At 58.5% G+C, this 19,243-nt stretch carries 10 protein-coding genes, 3 tRNA genes and 3 rRNA genes; 14 read left to right on the top strand and 2 right to left on the bottom strand.

Annotated elements, in window-relative coordinates:
- Positions 1–130 precede the first annotated feature (130 nt).
- A complete protein-coding gene (locus HAD_RS09845) occupies positions 131–661 on the top strand; it encodes a gamma carbonic anhydrase family protein (protein ID WP_035572040.1) in 531 nt (176 codons plus the stop codon).
- Between the two features lie 25 nt (positions 662–686).
- Here HAD_RS09845 and HAD_RS09850 read toward each other — a convergent pair whose 3' ends face one another.
- Positions 687–1,298, bottom strand: a complete 612-nt coding sequence (locus tag HAD_RS09850) for a PilZ domain-containing protein (RefSeq protein ID WP_241765341.1) — start codon at positions 1,296–1,298, stop codon at positions 687–689.
- A gap of 130 nt (positions 1,299–1,428) precedes the next feature.
- On the opposite strand from HAD_RS09850, the gene HAD_RS09855 reads away from it, so the two are divergent.
- Entirely contained in the window at positions 1,429–3,069 is a 1,641-nt protein-coding gene (locus HAD_RS09855) for a choline dehydrogenase (protein ID WP_035570796.1), read from the top strand.
- Between the two features lie 239 nt (positions 3,070–3,308).
- Entirely contained in the window at positions 3,309–5,417 is a 2,109-nt protein-coding gene (locus HAD_RS09860; protein ID WP_035570797.1) for a phosphocholine-specific phospholipase C, read from the top strand.
- Here HAD_RS09860 and HAD_RS09865 read toward each other — a convergent pair.
- Positions 5,414–5,965 carry a PAS domain-containing protein gene (locus tag HAD_RS09865; protein WP_035570798.1) on the bottom strand — a complete coding sequence of 184 codons (552 nt, stop codon included), beginning with the start codon at positions 5,963–5,965 and terminating at the stop codon, positions 5,414–5,416. The two genes, HAD_RS09860 and HAD_RS09865, sit on opposite strands and share 4 nt — an antisense overlap.
- A 531-nt stretch (positions 5,966–6,496) precedes the next feature.
- Between HAD_RS09865 and HAD_RS09870 the strand changes: the two genes are divergently transcribed.
- From HAD_RS09870 to HAD_RS17975, 11 genes are all read left to right on the top strand, one after another.
- On the top strand, positions 6,497–9,034 hold the full coding sequence (locus tag HAD_RS09870; protein ID WP_051596092.1) for a TonB-dependent receptor: 2,538 nt from the start codon (positions 6,497–6,499) through the stop codon (positions 9,032–9,034).
- A gap of 195 nt (positions 9,035–9,229) precedes the next feature.
- Positions 9,230–9,871, top strand: a complete 642-nt coding sequence (locus HAD_RS09875; RefSeq protein WP_035570800.1) for a rhomboid family intramembrane serine protease — start codon at positions 9,230–9,232, stop codon at positions 9,869–9,871.
- A gap of 78 nt (positions 9,872–9,949) precedes the next feature.
- Positions 9,950–10,384, top strand: coding sequence for a CBS domain-containing protein (locus HAD_RS09880; protein WP_035570801.1), 435 nt, complete (start codon positions 9,950–9,952; stop codon positions 10,382–10,384).
- Positions 10,385–11,283: 899 nt separating this feature from the next.
- Positions 11,284–12,738, top strand: a 16S ribosomal RNA gene (locus HAD_RS09885).
- 226 nt (positions 12,739–12,964) lie between these two features.
- A tRNA-Ile gene (locus HAD_RS09890) sits at positions 12,965–13,041 on the top strand.
- Positions 13,042–13,098: 57 nt separating this feature from the next.
- Positions 13,099–13,174, top strand: a tRNA-Ala gene (locus HAD_RS09895).
- Positions 13,175–13,436: 262 nt separating this feature from the next.
- Positions 13,437–16,206: ribosomal RNA gene (locus HAD_RS09900) — 23S ribosomal RNA — on the top strand.
- A gap of 98 nt (positions 16,207–16,304) precedes the next feature.
- Positions 16,305–16,419, top strand: a 5S ribosomal RNA gene (rrf, locus tag HAD_RS09905).
- Together the 16S, 23S and 5S rRNA genes with 3 tRNA genes alongside form the textbook arrangement of a ribosomal RNA operon.
- 152 nt (positions 16,420–16,571) lie before the next feature.
- Positions 16,572–16,648: transfer RNA gene (locus HAD_RS09910), tRNA-Met, on the top strand.
- Between the two features lie 139 nt (positions 16,649–16,787).
- Positions 16,788–17,909: a PepSY-associated TM helix domain-containing protein gene (locus HAD_RS09915; protein WP_051596093.1), complete on the top strand. Its 1,122-nt coding sequence runs from the start codon at positions 16,788–16,790 to the stop codon at positions 17,907–17,909.
- Positions 17,910–18,027: 118 nt separating this feature from the next.
- Positions 18,028–19,239, top strand: coding sequence for a DUF3422 domain-containing protein (locus tag HAD_RS17975; protein WP_051596094.1), 1,212 nt, complete (start codon positions 18,028–18,030; stop codon positions 19,237–19,239).
- The last annotated feature ends 4 nt before the right edge of the window (positions 19,240–19,243 follow it).

Consider the following 19,243-nt stretch of genomic DNA (forward strand, 5'->3'; position numbering starts at 1 on the left):
TTCCGGGCGGCGGGGTATGACACAGTCTCAGGATGACCGTACTCCACGTCCGAATCTGTTGATGACTAGACACTACCAGAGTTATCAGGTGGTAAACATTAAATCCGCAAGCGAAATGAAGGAAACAGGCATGGCAATTTTCGAGATGGATGGAAATCGACCGGACCTGCCTGAAAGTGGCAATTACTGGGTCGCCGAAACGGCCCAGGTCATGGGCAATATCATCCTCAAGGAAAACGCGTCTGTCTGGTACGGCTCGGTCCTGCGGGGGGACAATGACCCGATCACGATCGGCGAGAACTCAAACATTCAGGACAATTGCGTTCTGCACACGGATGTTGGCATGCCGTTGACCATCGGCCGCGACGTGACCGTGGGGCATATGGTGATGCTGCATGGCTGCACGATCGGCGAGGAAACGCTGATCGGGATCGGCTCGATCGTCCTGAATGGCGCCAAGATCGGCCGGAACTGCATCATCGGGGCAAATTCCCTTATCCCCGAGGGGAAGGAAATTCCCGATAATTCACTGGTGATGGGGGCACCGGGCAAGGTGGTGAAGCAGGTCTCCGACCACCAGATCCAGGTCATCAAGATGTCGGCGGTGCACTATGTGGAAAACTGGAAACGCCACAAGGCGGGCCTGAAACGGATCGACTGATCCGACAGGGCTCCCGCCTGGTCGCTTAGAGTGCGTCGCGTTCGTCCTGCTGGAGGTAACGCACGGCAAACCCGCCCTGGCCCGTGCGGACGACTTCGGCCGGAATGGAGCCTGCGCTGACAATCTCGCCAAGCTTCGGCAAGGCGCAGCCCTGGCATTCGAAATTGGCACCGGTCAGGGAAATGTCGAGCACGCGGCAGGGGAGGATCTGGCCGCTGCGGCGCAGGACCTGCGCCGGCACATCGGCCGCATAGCGCGGGGCGTCACGTTCTTCGGACAGGTTCAGCATGTCCTTGTTGAGCAGCCAGGTCAGCCGGTCGGCAATCTTCTCGCGCTTGTGCGAGGCGACATTGAACGACAGGGCGAAGCCTTCGCCGGTGTGGCGCACGACGGTGGCGACCACGCGTCCCAGGTCATCGAAATAGCAGACGAGTTCCGCGCCCGGGTCCGGCAGGGTCGCAGACTGGACCAGTGCCCCTGAACAGGAAAGATTGATCGTCGAGAGCGACGCATCGTTACCGACATGAGTGAGGAACCGGCCCGGAAGACACAGATCCACCCGTTTATGGCGGCGGCGATCGAAATACTCTTCCGGCGTTTCTGATGCCATCAGAACCTGAGAAGTAGAGAAGGTCATAAATCACTCCTTGAGCTGACCCGTCCTTTCGGACTACTTCTCCCCACGCTCTTTACTTAGCAGGCTTTCGTTCACAAAGTATTGCTTGAACCGTCGAAATTCTACCGACGAATGCAGAAAACAGGATCCCATGGAACGCTATGATTACGTAATCGTTGGTGCAGGAAGCGCCGGATGTACCCTCGCCAACCGGCTGTCGGCCGATCCGGCGGTGAAAGTATGTCTGATCGAGGCGGGCAAGAAAGACAAATCGCTGATGGTGCGCATGCCGGCGGGCGTCGGATCTCTCATCAAGGAAGAGAATGATTTCAACTGGGGGTTTTGGACCGAGCCTCAAAAACACATGAATGGACGCAAGCTCTACTGGCCGCGTGGCCGGGGCTGGGGCGGCTCCTCCTCGATCAATGGCATGATCTATATCCGCGGGCATGCCGGTGATTACGACCAATGGGGCCAGATGGGCCTGAAGGGCTGGGACTATGCGAGCGTCCTGCCGTATTTCAAAAAGTCCGAAACCCTGGACAAGGGCGAGAACGCTTTCCATGGCGGCAGCGGTCCGCTGAACGTGTCGTCCGCGCCGATGTCCAGCCCGCTCTACCGCGCCTTCATCCAGGCCGGGGAACAGGCAGGCTACGCCACGACCGACGATTTCAACGGCGCCCAGCAGGAAGGTTTCGGCCCTTACCAGCGCACCATTCACAAGGGCGAACGCTGGAGCGCATCTTATGCTTACCTCCGCCCGATCGTGGGCGTGCGGGACAATCTGACGGTGATTTCAACCGGCCGGGTCACCCGCGTCCTGTTCGACGGAAAACGCGCCACCGGTGTGGAAGTGGTGGAAGGCAAGGGCGGCCTGCCGCAATCCATTTTCGCGGATGGCGAAGTGATCGTGTGCGCCGGTGCCGTCCAGTCTCCGCAAATCCTGATGCTGTCGGGTATCGGCAATGCCGAACACCTGGACCGGTTCGGAATCAAGTCCGTGGTCGATTCCAAAGGTGTCGGCCAGAACCTGCAGGACCATCTCGACGTGACGGTCATCCATGAGATGACGCAGCCGATCTCCGCCTATTCCATGCAGAAGGGCCTGAAGAAGCTGGGCGTCGGCCTGCGTTACCTGATGAACCAGACCGGACCGGGCGCCGATAATTTCTTGCAGGCAGGGGCGTTCCTGAAATCCCGCCCCGGCCTTGAGATGCCGGACCTGCAGCTGCACCTCGTCAACGCGATCATGATGGATCACGGCAAGCACGACCCGCAGAAGGATGGCTATACCGTCCATGCCTGCCAGCTGCGCCCGGAAAGCCGGGGCACGGTGTGCCTGGCGTCAGACGATCCGTTCGCCAATCCGGCGATCGACCCGAACCATCTGGCCACGGAAGAAGACCGCCGCGCCATGCGCGAAGCAGTGAAGATGGTGCGGGAAGTCTGCCAGCAGGAAGCCCTGAAACCCTTCACCGGATCGGAAATCATGCCCGGCCCGGGGGCGACGTCGGACGACGACATCGACTCCTTCATCCGCCGCACGGGCGAGACGATCTATCACCCGGTCGGCACGGTTGCGATGGGCGTCAGCGATGCCCAGCCGCTGGATGGCGAATTGCGGGTGAAGGGCGTGGAAGGCCTGCGCGTGATCGATGCGTCGGTCATGCCGACCCTGATTGGCGGCAACACCAATGCGCCGACGATCATGATCGCCGAAAAAGCCGCTGACATGATCCTGAAAAAGCCGGCTCTGGCGAAGCAGGAACCGTCGGAACTGGCGGGCGCATAGAAGATAAGGTGAAGCAGGTGTTCGTCGCCGGGTGTCTGAGGGACCCGGTTGACGGATCCTGCCCGGAGGCCTGGCGGGCCTCACGCGTTGCGCTTAAGATGATTTCATAAAAACTTCGAATAAAATTGAGGAATATTCATTCGGCTGTCATGCAGCCGGGGTAGATCCGCTCACAGGCATTCATTGGCTGGCCGCACAAAGTTCTGGCGGCCGGTGCGCAATCACCTGGGAGCAAGATCATGACGACCGACCGCCGCGAGTTCCTTCGCATCATGGGGGTCAGCGCCGCTGCGGGCGCTGCCGCAAACACCTTTCCCAGTGCGATCGCCGAGGCGCTGCAAACGCCCGCCGCCAATGAGACGGGCACGATCAGGGATGTGAAACACGTCGTCATCCTGATGCAGGAGAACCGCTCGTTCGATCATTATTTCGGAACGCTTCGCGGGGTTCGCGGCTTTGGCGACCGGTACACCGTTCCCATGGAAAGCGGCAAGCCGGTCTGGTTCCAGTCGGACGGGCAAAAGGACATTCCGCCCTTCCACCTCGATACAAAGACAACGGATGCCATCGCCCACCCGGGCACGCCGCACTCCTTCAGCGACTCGCAGGCCGCGTGGAACCAGGGAAAGTTCGGCTATTGGCCGAAATACAAGAACCCTTACTCGATGGGGTATTTCAAGCGTGAGGACGTGCCGTTCCAGTTTGCATTGGCCGAGGCTTTCACGATCTGCGATGCCTATCACTGCTCGATCACGACAGGCACAGATCCCAACCGCATCGTGTTCTGGTCCGGCTCCAACCATGACCCTGACCTGCGTGCGCGGGGGATCAACGGCACGGAAGCCGACAGCGAGCCAAACAATTTGCGGTGCTGGATCGAAGGCGCCTTGCCGGAACCGGGTTACACTTATCAGGGCTCGGCCTTGCCATGGCAGACCATTCCGGACGTTCTGGAAGACGCTGGCGTGTCATGGCGGATTTACCAGAACACCAACGACAACTGGACCGGCGCCATGCATGGCGGGCTTGCTTTCAAGAGCTTCCGCGAAGCCCAGCCCGGCTCGCCGCTCTACGAAAAAGGCATGACGGACTATTCGCTGGAGCGCTTCGCGGCCGATGTGCAGGCGGGCACGCTGCCCGAGGTGTCCTGGATCCTGCCGCCGAAAAACTGGTCCGAGCATCCGAGCGCATCGACGCCGCTGCAGGGCGCCGAGTATACATCGCGTATCCTGCAGGCGCTGACGTCCAAACCGGAGGTCTGGAGCCGCACGGTCTTCTTCCAGATGTTCGATGAGAATGACGGCCTGTTCGATCACCTGCCGCCGGCGGCGCCGCCATCCTACACGGCGGATGGCGAACTGGCCGGCAAGTCGACCATCGATCTGAAGGGCTTCTACTTCTCAGATCCGGAGAAGCGGTTGCTGGATGATTCCGACACGATCAGCGGCAGCGTCCGTCCCTGGGGGCTCGGGGCGCGTGTGCCGCTCTATGTCGTGTCGCCTTGGAGCCGCGGCGGCTGGGTGAACAGCCAGGTCGCCGATCACACATCGGTCGGCATGTTCCTGGAACAGCGGTTCGGCTTGACCGTGCCCGCGATCAGCCCGTGGCACCGCGCCGTCTGCAGCGACCTGACGTCCTGCTTCGACTTCAAGACGCCGAACGAACCGGTGTTTCCGGATCTTCCCTCTGCCGAAGGATCGCAGAAGGCCGTGCTGGCCCAGATCCACCGCAAGCGGATCGAGCCGCCGGCCGAGCCCCAGAGCCTGTCGCAGGAGCCGGGATCGCGGCCGTCGCGCGCCTTGCCATACGCGCTGGACGTGACGGCCAGTGCCGATCCGGATGCGATCTCGCTGAAGTTCGCCAATACGGGAAAGGCAGGCGCGGTCTTCCACGTCTACGACAAGCGGCATCTCGACCGCATTCCGCGCCGCTACACGGTCGAGGCGGGGAAGGCGATATCGGATGTGTGGGATCTGGAAGCCGATGAAGGCCAGTATGATCTGTGGGTGCTGGGGCCGAATGGCTTCCTGCGTACCTTCCGCGGCGATGCGTCGAAAGAGATCGAAACCTCAGCTAGAATGACTCTGCGCACCGGCATCGTGACCCTTTTCATGAAGAATACGGGCAGGACGAAGCAGGAATTGTCCATCGATGCGGGCGTCTATGACGGCTCGGAACCGGTCAGGGTGACCGTCGGTGCCGGCCGGACGCTGAAGCGGGAATTCGACACCAGCGCCAGTAATGCCTGGTACGATATCACCGTGTCGGCCGAAGGCTTCGAACGGCGCCTCGCCGGGCGGATCGAAACCGGCCGCGATGGCTTCAGCGATCCGGCGATGGGCGCTTAGGCGTTTGAGGCGACCAGCTTCACGCGGGGTTCGCTGACACGGGTGTCTGGCGGCACGAGCATCGAGACGCGATGGCGCCAGACAGGCCGGCCCTTCAGCATGGGTTCACCGCCGAGGGTCTGGTAGAGGCCGAGCAGACGATTGCTGGCCGGCCGTTCGGTCTGCTTTGCCAGCGGCATGATGGTGAGTTCCAGTTCGACGCGCTGGCCGGTCATGGTTTCACCGCGGCCGCGGATCACGCCGGGGGCGCCGTCCATCTGAACCGCATCGAGGAAGGCGGACATCATCGGTTTGTCCGGCCCGCTCCAGAGGTTGAGGAAATCATGGTCCACGAGCGGCCGGCCCATCAGCTCAGTGAGCGATCCGCCGGCGGTGCGGAACAGCCAGGCGCCGTCGCGCTTGTTTTCAAGAACGAAGAGGCGATCGATCAGACCGGGATGGTCTTCGACACGTGGCGATTCAATTGCGCCGGAAGCGTTGTTGGCGTTCATGCGGCGCCAGGCGTCCAGCAGGACTCTGGTGTTGGGATGAATGGACCGGTCATTCATGACTGGGTGAAACTCCGAATTTGTTTGCAGGCCCCCGCGGGCCGGTTCGGGCTCTCTTGCGCAATAACTGTTCCAGAAGCGGCTTTTCCCTCGCATGGCGAATTCTGCAGGAGAATGGGGCCGGGTTTTCCCCTGTCAGGGAATGAACCGCCGATTTCAGGCGAGTCGCGACCTGTTGGACTCGCGGCACAGGGCGGCATGGTTACCCAAACGTGTCCCTTGGCGGGACGCCTTGTTGATTCGCGTGACCGCCTGGCGCCGGATGCGGTGAGGCTGCCGATAAATTATTCTGTGTGCGACGCAGAATAGAGGTAAATCGACCCGATTGTTGCTCAGAAAGACAGCGCGTCTTTTGCAGTTCGTGACTTTCCGGCAACGGATTTCCACTTTGGGAGTGATTTTCAGGCGAATCCCTTGCCGCCGGTAACCTTAAGGATACGAAAGTCATGCGAGAAAACTCGCAAAGACTGGCGTTTCCTCCACTCACTTCAGCAGTCTTTCAAAATTTATAACCAAAGGGAGAGTGACCTCGTGTCTACATCCAATGCCTATTCACGTGCGGGCTTCAAAGCCTTTCTTAGCCTTGGTGTCGGTCTGACAGCACTGGCCGCCAGCCAGGTGCCGGCCCACGCCCAGGAAACCGGCGACGAAGAGTCGTCGCGCACTTTGCAAACCGTCACCATCACCGCCACCAAGCGCGAGCAGACGCTGCAGGATGTCCCGGTGGCTGTCTCGGTCGTCGACAGTTCGGTGATCGATCAGGCAGAGATCATTGACCTGAACGACCTGCAATCGATCGTTCCGTCTCTGCGCATCGGCCAGTACCAGACCTCCGCCAACACGAACTTCATCATTCGTGGCTTCGGCAACGGCGACAACAATGCCGGTATCGAGCCATCGGTCGGTGTCTTCATCGACGGTGTGTACCGCTCGCGGTCTGCGGCCCAGATTTCCGACCTGCCGAATATCCAGCGTGTCGAAGTGCTGCGCGGCCCGCAATCGACGCTGTTCGGCAAGAACGCGTCCGCCGGTGTCATCTCGATCGTCACCGAGAAGCCGCAATATGAATGGGGCGGATCAGCCGAAGCCACTGTTGGCAACTTCAACATGCTCCGCGTGGCGGGTGATGTGACCGGACCGATTTCCGACAATGTCGCGTTCAGCCTCGGCGCCAACTACAATACCCGCGACGGTTATGCTGATGACCTCAACACCGGCGCCGACATCAACGACCGCAACCGTTGGGGCGTGCGTGGCCAGCTGCTGATCGAGCCGACCGAGGATCTGAGTTTCCGCATTATCGGCGACTTCGACAAGATCGACGAAACCTGCTGTGTGGTGGCGAACGTCGTGAACGGCATGACCGGGCCGGCGATCTTCGCCCTCGGCGGCCAGCTCGATCCGGAAAACCCGTACTCTTATAATGTCTACAGCAACCTGGACTCCACGAATGACGTGGAGAACTCCGGCTTGTCGGTACAGGCCGACTATGCGTTCGGGTTCGCCGACCTGACTTCGATCACGGCCTACCGGTCCTCCAAGCTGAAGACCGATCAGGATTCCGACTTCACCAGCGCGGACCTGCTCAGCCGGAACTCGAACGACACCGACATCGACACCTTCACCCAGGAGATTCGCCTGACGTCGAATGGCGACGGCGCGGTGGACTGGATGGTCGGCGGTTTCTACTTCGATGAATCCGTCGATATCGAGAACCAGATCCTCTACGGTCAGGACATCCGCGGTTATATCGACTTCCTGTCGCAGGGCCTGCTCACGGGTCTTGAGCCGCTGGTCTTCAGCGTTCCGCAAGGCTTCTTCTTCCAGCCGGGCGAGGGCATGACCGAGGCCTACGGGCAGGACAACACGGCGTTCTCGCTGTTCGGCACGGTCGACTACCACATGACTGACCGCCTCACAGCGACGGTCGGCCTGAACTATACGCAGGACAACAAGGACGCCTATGGCCGCGTCGTGTCGACTGATACGTTCTCGGCGATCGATCTGGATCCGCTCTCGCCATTCATCTCGCAGGTCGCCACCGGGGCGCTTCTGCTGCAGGCCGGTGTGGACCCGACCAGCCCGGCCCAGATCGGCGCGTTCGCCGCGGCCTATCCGGATGTGTTCGCGACAATCCAGGCAACGGCGGCGGGTTCAACGTCCCAGCTGCAGCTGCTGCAGTTCTTCCCGCAATTCGTGGACTTCCCGAATGCCGTGGAAGGCGGGTCGACCAATGACGACGACACGACCTACACGCTGCGCCTCGCTTACGATGCCACGGACAACATGAACGTGTACGCATCATATGCAACGGGCTTCAAGGCATCGTCCTGGAACCTGTCGCGAGACAGCCGTCCGACACCGACCGGCTATTCGAACCTTGTTGCCGCTGGCCTTAACCCGCCGAACCTGACGACGGGGACGCGGTTTGCCGGGCCGGAAGAATCCGAAGTGTTCGAAGTCGGCCTGAAAGGGGCGTGGGACACGATTGCGGTGAACGTCGCGGTGTTCGATCAGAAGATCAAAGGCTTCCAGTCCAATATCTTCACGGGCACGGGCTTTGCGCTGGCAAACGCCGGTGAGCAATCGACTCAGGGGCTCGAACTCGATGCGACCTGGAACGCGACCGAAAATCTGACGCTCGGCTTTGCGGGTACGTTCCTCGATCCTGTCTATGACAGCTTCAAGAACTCGTCGGCCGGGGACATCTCCGGTGCGAAACCAGCGGGGATTTCTCAAGTCTCCACGTCGGCGTCGGCGCTCTACACCTTCAACGTCAAAGGCCTCGATGCCTTCGTGCGGGGTGACTGGCAGTATGAAGGCCCGTCGACTTACCGCGATGATCCGGCCGAACAGGCCATCATTGCAGAAAAGCGGGAATACAATTTGTTCAACGCGTCGCTCGGCTTTACCTCCGAAAGCGGGCTCAACGTGACGTTCTGGGGACGGAACATCTTTGACGAGCAATACATCATGGCGGCCTTTCCGTCCGTGGCACAGCTCGGGTCCTTCTCCGGCTATCCGAGCCAGCCGGCGACCTATGGCGTGACGGTTCGCAAGTCGTTCTAAGCCCTGATGCACATTACTTGAGGAAAGCCCCGCCGTTTGGCGGGGCTTTTTTTTCGCGGGGAAGGCCGAGCGCGCGCTGGCCAATGCCGGTGCAGACGTCTAGCCTGCGCGGGTAAGAGTTCCGCAGATAAGGCCTGATCCCACCCCGTGACGCGCGCAACCAGGACGCCGCCTATTATAGAAGCCCCGCCGGCGGTGACCGGTCTTGCCGGCCTGATCGTGCTGGCGCACGCCGTGCGCGTGTTTTCGCCCATCAGCTGGCAGGGCTACATGCTGTCGATGGCGAGCCTCCAGCCGGACCGGTTCTGGGCATCCGTGGGGCAGGGGGCGCCCGGCGCAGTGCCTTACGGCTCCCCTGTCGAGGCGCTGGTCCCCTTTATTTCAGATGCGTTGCTTCATGATGGCTGGGCGGGGGCGATCCTGAACGCCGCGCTGATCGTGATTTTCGGGCGGCTGGTGCATGCGTCTCTCTCTATAGGGCGCAAAAGCGGGGCGATTCCCTTCCTCGTCGTGTTTGCGGTGTCTGTGGCGGGCGGGTCGCTCTGTCATCTGGTGACGCAATATCCGGCCGGAACGGCGTTGATTGGCGCGTCAGGCGGCGCCAGCGGCCTGTTCGCGGCATGGGTGCTGATACAGGAAGGGCGCGGCGGGCGGATTCTTTCGAAGCGATTCCTGACCGTCTTCCTGTTCTTCGCGGGCGTGAACCTGGCGCTGTGGCTGATGGGGCCCTCCCTTATAGGGGCGAGAATCAGCTGGCAGGCGCACCTGGGCGGCTTCCTGGCAGGGGCGGCAGCGTTCCAGATTTACCGCGCCCGGCGGCCCCGTTCGCAATTCTGATCGCCCAGAAGACTCCTTTATGGTAGGTTTCCGTAACGGCGAGGCCGGTCAACGGCCCGTCAATAAAGGAGGACGCGCATGACAATAGACCAGATCCTAAATGACAAGGGGCGCGAAATAATCTCGATCAAGGCCGATTCGAGCCTGGCCGACGCGGCCCGGACTCTGGACGAGAAAAGAATCGGTGCGGTGGTGGCACTGGGTGACGATGGAGAGATCGTCGGTGTTCTTTCCGAGCGTGATATTGTCCGCCATGTCGCCCGAAACGGAGAGGCGGCACTCAAAATCATCGTCGGAGATGCGATGACGCGTGACGTCATCACCATCGAGTCGACCACAAATGTGGAAGAAGCGATGCAATTGATGACCGATCGGCGGGTCAGACACCTGCCGGTTATGCGGAATGACCGCCTGATTGGCGTCGTTTCCATCGGCGATCTGGTGAAATGGAAGATCGCCGAGACAGAAGCGGAAGCCGAAGCGATGAAATCGTATCTTTCGGCACAATACTGATTTTTCAAGGCACTAGCCTTTTTGAACTCCAAATCCGGCAAGAATGCATGGCCGGTCTGCAGCGAAATCGCATTATTTCTTCCGATTTGCTGCAGAAGGGGGTTGCGGCGACCCCGTGCCTTGAGTATCTCCCGGCCTCCGCTGAAGACGCCCTCGGGCTTCGGACGCGGCGCCCGCAAATGGCGCCCCTGTGATGAGAAAAAGGCTTGCGCCTTTCACCGAACAGGGGTTATGTATGCGGTTCCTCGAAATGCTCGGACATGCCGGGCCGGTTGCCGGCCCACAGTGTCTTTTGCGCTAAAAATTCAGTGGTTTCCCGGCTCAAACCGGTAACTGCAGAAGGCGCGAAAAAGAGTGTTGACGGGCAAAACGGTGGCCCATATAAGCCGCCGCTTCCTGATGAGGTTTCGGCCTTCTGACGGACCCGGAACTTCGGTTCCACCTGATCGCTCGGACACCCCGGGCCGCATGTCGGTCTAAAGTGTCTCTTGTGCTGGAAAATCGGCGGTTACACGGTTCACACCGGAAACTGCAGAAGGCGCAAAAAAGAGTGTTGACGGGCAATTCGGCGGCCCATATAAGCCGCCACTTCCGGACGGAGCCGCAGGCTTCTGAAGGGCTTCGGAACTCCGGTTCCAGCTGTTTGACATCGTAAGAGATTAAGGAAGAGAAACGCAGGCGGCGTGATGGCTTGCGAACCTCGCCAGAGAGCAATCGACGGCAGGTTCATACGATCACGACGGATGCGTTTCTTGAGAGAAAATTCTTTATATCCATCGGATGGGTTTCGGCCCGTCCTTTAGTGACAAAGGGTTTCTCGTCAAAAGAACGCAATACTTATGCTTAACAGCTTGAGTAACCGTCCATATTCCAATGGATGGTTTCGTCAGATCAACACTCAACTTGAGAGTTTGATTCTGGCTCAGAACGAACGCTGGCGGCAGGCCTAACACATGCAAGTCGAACGACATAGTGGCAGACGGGTGAGTAACGCGTGGGAACGTACCTTTCGCTACGGAATAGCTCTTGGAAACGAGTGGTAATACCGTATACGCCCTTCGGGGGAAAGATTTATCGGCGAAAGATCGGCCCGCGTTAGATTAGTTTGTTGGTGGGGTAATGGCCTACCAAGACTACGATCTATAGCTGGTCTGAGAGGATGATCAGCCACACTGGGACTGAGACACGGCCCAGACTCCTACGGGAGGCAGCAGTGGGGAATCTTGCACAATGGGCGAAAGCCTGATGCAGCCATGCCGCGTGAATGATGAAGGCCTTAGGGTTGTAAAATTCTTTCGCTAGGGATGATAATGACAGTACCTAGTAAAGAAGCCCCGGCTAACTTCGTGCCAGCAGCCGCGGTAATACGAAGGGGGCTAGCGTTGTTCGGAATTACTGGGCGTAAAGCGCACGTAGGCGGACTTTTAAGTCAGATGTGAAATCCCGGGGCTCAACCTCGGAACTGCATTTGAAACTGGAAGTCTGGAGTTCAGGAGAGGTTAGCGGAATACCGAGTGTAGAGGTGAAATTCGTAGATATTCGGTGGAACACCAGTGGCGAAGGCGGCTAACTGGACTGATACTGACGCTGAGGTGCGAAAGTGTGGGGAGCAAACAGGATTAGATACCCTGGTAGTCCACACCGTAAACGATGACAGCTAGTTGTTGGCAGGCATGCCTGTCGGTGACGCAGCTAACGCATTAAGCTGTCCGCCTGGGGAGTACGGCCGCAAGGTTAAAACTCAAAGAAATTGACGGGGGCCCGCACAAGCGGTGGAGCATGTGGTTTAATTCGAAGCAACGCGCAGAACCTTACCTACCCTTGACATCCCGATCGCGGTTTCCAGAGATGGATTCCTTCAGTTAGGCTGGATCGGTGACAGGTGCTGCATGGCTGTCGTCAGCTCGTGTCGTGAGATGTTGGGTTAAGTCCCGCAACGAGCGCAACCCTCATCCTTAGTTGCCATCACGTTTGGGTGGGCACTCTAAGGAAACTGCCGGTGGCAAGCCGGAGGAAGGTGGGGATGACGTCAAGTCCTCATGGCCCTTACGGGTAGGGCTACACACGTGCTACAATGGCAGTGACAATGGGATAATCCCAAAAAGCTGTCTCAGTTCAGATTGTCCTCTGCAACTCGAGGGCATGAAGGTGGAATCGCTAGTAATCGTGGATCAGCATGCCACGGTGAATACGTTCCCGGGCCTTGTACACACCGCCCGTCACATCATGGGAATTGGCTCTACCCGAAGACGCTGTGCTAACTTCGGAGGCAGGCGGCCACGGTAGGGTCAGTGACTGGGATGAAGTCGTAACAAGGTAGCCGTAGGGGAACCTGCGGCTGGATCACCTCCTTTCTAAGGATGCATTGGATTGTTTTGCTCACGCGGAACTCCAAGGCTTCTTAAAATTAGCTCCCATTGTGGAGCAAAACATATGCGGCTATCGCGCCGTCTCCGTTTCTCTTCCTTCGTTCGTTGTTTGGATCCGCACTTTGCGGATCTGGGCACTAAGCGAGCCCCGCGGGCGCTTTATCGCCTGTCTTCGACTTTGACCGCGATGGGCCTGGCCCTGACCAGTCACGGGCCGGTAGCTCAGGTGGTTAGAGCGCACGCCTGATAAGCGTGAGGTCGGAAGTTCAACTCTTCCTCGGCCCACCATCGAAGCCTGCGGCAACGCAGGGCAGGGCATGCGACCTGGCGGGAAGCCGGGGTTACGGGGCCATAGCTCAGTTGGGAGAGCGCCTGATTTGCATTCAGGAGGTCGTCGGTTCGACTCCGTCTGGCTCCACCATCGCCTTTATGGCGCTACAACGATCGAAAGAAGAACGTCCGTTTCCGGAGCAAGCTCCGGGATATTTGTCATCGTAAGGGAAAGATTGATCCGGCAGCCATGCCGCTCGACCCATTGGGTCTGGCCTGGTTGCTTCAGCCGATAAAATGATTGCCGTAAGGCGATCATCCAAAGGGTCAGTCTGCAAGAAACCAACATGTCTGATCGAGATCCATGTGGTGGTTCGCGTATGCGTTTTCCACTGCACATGGGTTTCAAAAACGATCAAGCGTCAAAAGGGCATCCGGGGGATGTCTTGGCGGTAAGAGGCGATGAAAGACGTGGCACTCTGCGATAAGCACCGGGGAGGCGAGAGCATCCTTTGATCCGGTGATTTCTGAATGGGGAAACCCACCTCCGAGATGTTGGATAAATCTTCCGTTCGCGGAAGATGTATCTGACATTTCAATAGCGAGGTATTTTAACCTGAATACATAGGGTTAAAAAGCGAACCCGGGGAATTGAAACATCTAAGTACCCGGAGGAAAGGACATCAATTGAGACTCCGTTAGTAGTGGCGAGCGAACGCGGACCAGGCCTGGTCTGAAATAAGGAGAAGTATCTGGAAAGGTACGCCATAGTGGGTGATAGCCCCGTATCCGTGCAATGAAGACCTTTTAGAGTAGGGCGGGACACGTGAAATCCTGTCTGAACATGGGGGGACCATCCTCCAAGCCTAAGTACTCCTTACCGACCGATAGTGAACAAGTACCGTGAGGGAATGATGAAAAGAACCCCGATGAGGGGAGTGAAACAGATCCTGAAACCGGATGCCTACAAGCTGATGGAGCTCTTCGGAGTGACATCGTACCTTTTGTATAATGGGTCAGCGACTTAGTGTTGCGTGCAAGCTTAAGCCGTTAGGTGTAGGCACAGCGAAAGCGAGTCTGAATAGGGCGACCGAGTACGTAGCATTAGACCCGAAGGCAAGTGATCTAGGTATGGGCAGGCTGAAGGTGCGGTAACACGCACTGGAGGGCCGAACCGTTGAGCGTTGAAAAGCTCTCGGATGACCTGTGCCTAGGGGTGAAAGGCCAATCAAACTTGCTGATAGCTGGTTCTCCGCGAAATCTATTTAGGTAGAGCGTCACGATTAGACTCTGGGGGGTAGAGCACTGAATGGGCTAGGGGTCCTCACCGGATTACCAAACCTTCTCAAACTCCGAATACCCAGAAGTTATGCGTGGCAGACACACGGCGGGTGCTAACGTCCGTCGTGAAAAGGGAAACAACCCAGACCGCCAATTAAGGCCCCTAAGTAATAGCTAAGTGCGAAACGATGTGGAGGTGCTGAGACAATCAGGAGGTTGGCTTAGAAGCAGCCATCCTTTAAAGAAAGCGTAACAGCTCACTGATCAAGCGCCTCTGCGCGGAAAATGTAACGGGACTAAAGTTATTCGCCGAAATTGCGGACTCGAAAGAGTGGTAGCGGAGCGTTCCGTAAGCCTGCGAAGGTGAACCGTGAGGTTTGCTGGAGGTATCGGAAGTGAGAATGCTGACATGAGTAGCGACAAAGCGGGTGAGAGACCCGCTCGCCGAAAGACCAAGGGTTCCTGCGTAAAGCTAATCTGCGCAGGGTTAGCCGGCCCCTAAGGTAAGGCCGAAAGGCGTAGCCGATGGGAACCACGTTAATATTCGTGGGCCAAGGGATGAGTGACGGATTTCGAAAGTTGTAGACCCTTATTGGATTGGGTCTGCAGCCTGGAAGTTCCTGGAAATAGCCTCCCATTAAGACCGTACCCGAAACCGACACAGGTGGTCAGGTAGAGCATACCAAGGCGCTTGAGAGAACTATGTTGAAGGAACTCGGCAAATTACCTCCGTAACTTCGGGAGAAGGAGGCCTCAATCTGGGCAACCAGGTCTGAGGGGCACAAAACTGGGGGTTGCGACTGTTTATCAAAAACACAGGGCTCTGCGAAGCCGCAAGGCGACGTATAGGGTCTGACGCCTGCCCGGTGCCGGAAGGTTAAAAGGAGAGGTGAGAGCCTTGAATTGAAGCCCCGGTGAACGGCGGCCGTAACTATAACGGTCCTAAGGTAGCGAAATTCCTTGTCGGGTAAGTTCCGACCTGCACGAATGGCGTAACGACTTCCCCACTGTCTCCAACATAGACTCAGCGAAATTGAATTCCCCGTGAAGATGCGGGGTACCCGCGGTCAGACGGAAAGACCCCGTGAACCTTTACTACAGCTTCACAGTGGCATTAAAGAACTTATGTGTAGGATAGGTGGGAGGCTTTGAAGCTTTGGCGCCAGCTGGAGTGGAGCCAACCTTGAAATACCACCCTTAATTTCTTTGATGTCTAACCGCGCCCCTGGATGGGGCCGGGACCCTGTGTGGCGGGTAGTTTGACTGGGGCGGTCGCCTCCTAAAGAGTAACGGAGGCGCGCGATGGTAGGCTCAGAGCGGTCGGACATCGCTCGATGAGTGCAATGGCATAAGCCTGCCTGACTGCGAGCTCGACGGAGCGAGCAGAGACGAAAGTCGGTCATAGTGATCCGGTGGTCCCGAATGGAAGGGCCATCGCTCAACGGATAAAAGGTACTCCGGGGATAACAGGCTGATGATGCCCAAGAGTCCATATCGACGGCATCGTTTGGCACCTCGATGTCGGCTCATCACATCCTGGGGCTGGAGCAGGTCCCAAGGGTTCGGCTGTTCGCCGATTAAAGTGGTACGTGAGCTGGGTTCAGAACGTCGCGAGACAGTTTGGTCCCTATCTGCCGTGGGTGTTGGATACTTGAGAGGATTTGTCCCTAGTACGAGAGGACCGGGATGAACACACCTCTGGTGGACCTGTTGTGGCGCCAGCCGCATTGCAGGGTAGCTATGTGTGGACGGGATAACCGCTGAAAGCATCTAAGCGGGAAACCCACCTCAAAACCAGGTATCCCTGAGAGCCGTGCAAGACCAGCACGTCGATAGGCCGGGTGTGGAAGCGCTGCGAGGCGTGAAGCTAACCGGTACTAATTGCTCGATAGGCTTGATCGAGAAACTCGTGTGTAGTTGAAAGCGCATCCGCTTTAACTGCCACTGATCTCAAGAAGACATATTGGTTTCAAAACTTGCAACAGTCTGGTTTCCGCCGACCCGGTGGTTATGGCAGGGGATCCCCACCTGATCCCATCCCGAACTCAGTCGTTAAGTCCCCTTGCGCCAATGGTACTACGTCTCAAGGCGTGGGAGAGTAGGTCGCTGCCGGGTCCGCAGAGCCCAGACAAAGCAAGTATCTTGCAGACATTTCTTTCCTTTACGACGACATCTGCCGCAAGCCGGCAGTTGCTCCGGCCTTAGCCTTTGGCGGGCCGGATTTGCATTTTGGGGGACACCGCCTAGAGTGCAGCGAACATGTTTGACGCGGGATGGAGCAGCCCGGTAGCTCGTCAGGCTCATAACCTGAAGGTCGTAGGTTCAAATCCTACTCCCGCACCCAAAAGAAACCCCTGGATCTTCGGATCCGGGGGTTTTTTTGTCATCTGGCGCCGGATGTCCGTTTGGTGCAGTCAGCACCGACGGATTGTTCCTGCCAGACCGTTTGATCTGTCAGGCGGACGAATAAAGGGGCTGGCATCATGCGGCGTATTTTCTTCTGGGCACACTTTTCAATGGGCCTCGCTGCAGGCGTGTTTATCCTTTTGATGTCGGTGACGGGCGTATTGCTCACCTATGAGCGTCAAATGGTGGCCGCCGCGCAGAACGCTGCTGTCGAGACACCGGCCGGGGCGGAGCCACTCAGCGTAGATGCTCTGGCAGATGCCGCATTGGCGGCTGGCGGAGCGCCGGGAAATACTCTTACAATTCAACGTAATACAGGTAATGTCTCGACGCTTTCCAAAGGGCGCCGGGACAATGTCCTGCTTGATCCGTATACGGGTGAAACGCTGGAGGGTGCGGGTGAAGGCATGGAAGCTTTCTTTGGCCGGGTGATGCGAATCCATCGCTGGCTTGCCTTCACAGGCGGGCGCAACGACGTCGGCGCGGCCATAAATGGCGCGGCAAACCTGGTGTTCGGGGCGCTACTGATCTCGGGCATTGTTCTTTGGTGGCCGCGCAGATGGAAGTGGCCCTTTGTGAAAACGCAACTCTTCTTCCGGCGCGGCCTTCCGAATGCAAAGGCGCGTCACTACAACTGGCACCATGTCCTGGCGGCGTGGAGTTTCGTGCCGCTGTTCCTGATCATCGTGTCAGGCGCCGTCTTTTCCTACAGCTGGGCCAACAAACTTGTGTACGCCGCCTTTGGTGAAACGCCAGGCGGGCAGGGAAAAGGACGGGTCGCAGTCGCTGCGCCGCCGCCGATGTTGACCGGTGACATCCTGCCACTCGACTCATTGATTGCGCAGGCAACGGAAGACTTTCCCAATTGGCGCCGGGTATCGATCACCTTGCCGAAGCCGGACGCTGCGACGCTCGAAATGTCTGTCGATTGGGGCAACGGCACGCAGGCGTCGAAAAAGCGGAGCCTTACGGTCGCGCGGGATGGATCCGGTCTGATCGGGGCGCCCGTTGGCGACACATCCAGCCCGGCATTGAAAGCCCGCCGGTATCTTCGCTTCGTGCACACCGGCGAGATCTATGGCTTGATTGGGCAAACCCTTGCCGGGCTTGCCTCCATTGCCGGGATGGTCCTCGTTTATACGGGGATATCGCTGGCCATTCGGCGCCTGATTCGTATGCGGAACTCGGGAAAAGCCTGATCGCCACAAGGACGCGCGATCCGTCGCATGGCGAAAGCTCAATTTACAATTTACAAAAACGTAAAATGAACTGACGGCCAGTCAGCGTCATGCCTTGGTCTGGCCGGGGAGGTGTTCGATGAACACAACGGGTCAGCCGGGCTTTGAGCAATGCGCAGAGCGTGCCGACATTCAGGCCGAGGCGCATGCGCGTCCACCGCTCGCCGTCGAGTTTGAATCCGCTGAAGTCTGGAACTGGGTGCTGTACGACTTGCCGGATGACCCGGCAGCTTGGCAAACGCCGTATGATCCGGCTTGCCGGCACAAGGTGCTGGAGTTGGCGGGGGGGCAACTGCGTATTGAGCGTCATACGGAATTTGTTTCTGTGACATGGCTTGGCAATGGCCCGCCTGATGCCGAGAGCTTGCGCGTGATCGGAACGTGTCCGGGGCGACAGCTGGCAGGCGCCCGCGTGCTGGTCCGGCCGGCCGGGTGGGAAGGTGTTGCGGATGTTTTCGGGCCAGGCCGGATCTTTGGCGGCATGGCGCGGTTCACCGGGGTCGAGGTTGCCACCGATTTCCAGATCGGGGCCGATCAGATGGTTACATATACGCTGAGCGGAAACTTCGAGGATGCGTTTGCACGCGGGCGTCTGGTCAAACGGCTGGTTGATCTGGAAACCTATCGGATGGCCGCGCTTTTGGGCTTGCCGGTGGTTCGGCAGTCGACACCGGCGCTTCAGTCGCTGGAAGTCCGCACCGGTGTGGCGATGCGCGCTTTGAGCTCATCTGAAGATGAGACGCTTGCCGCGTCGATCCGGGAAATTTCCGCATTGCTGGCAGAAGTGGGCGCCTTGCGGGAAGGCCTCCGTTACCGCATCGCGGCATCCAAGGCGTATTACGATGTTGTCTCGGATCGTTTGGCGAGTCTGGCAGAAGCCCCGATCGGCCAGCGCCAAACCCTGAAAGGCTTTGTCGATCATCGCCTGGCACCGGCCATCAAGACCGTTGGCGCTTTTGACCGGCGGATATCCGACGTTTCCGCCACTTTATCGGATGCGATGGCATTGGCGCGGACCCGGCTGGAGCAGACATCACAGGAATACAATCAGGCCCTGCTGGTCTCTATGGAAAAGCGCGCACGCCAGCAGGTGCATCTTGGACAAGCGGTTGAAGGTCTCTCAGTTGCGGCGATTTCCTATTATGTCGTCGGCCTGATTGGTGTGCTGATAAAATCCCTACCGCACTTCGCTGTAAGCGTTCCGGTCCTGCAGGCGATCAGTGTGCCGGCCGTGATCGCTCTGGTCTGGTGGAACGTCCGCCGGGCGAAAGCGCGGGTCGAAAAGGTCTGAGCCT

Origin of the sequence: Hyphomonas adhaerens MHS-3, from assembly GCF_000685235.1 — a bacterium.
Taxonomy (GTDB): Bacteria; Pseudomonadota; Alphaproteobacteria; order Caulobacterales; family Hyphomonadaceae; genus Hyphomonas; species Hyphomonas adhaerens.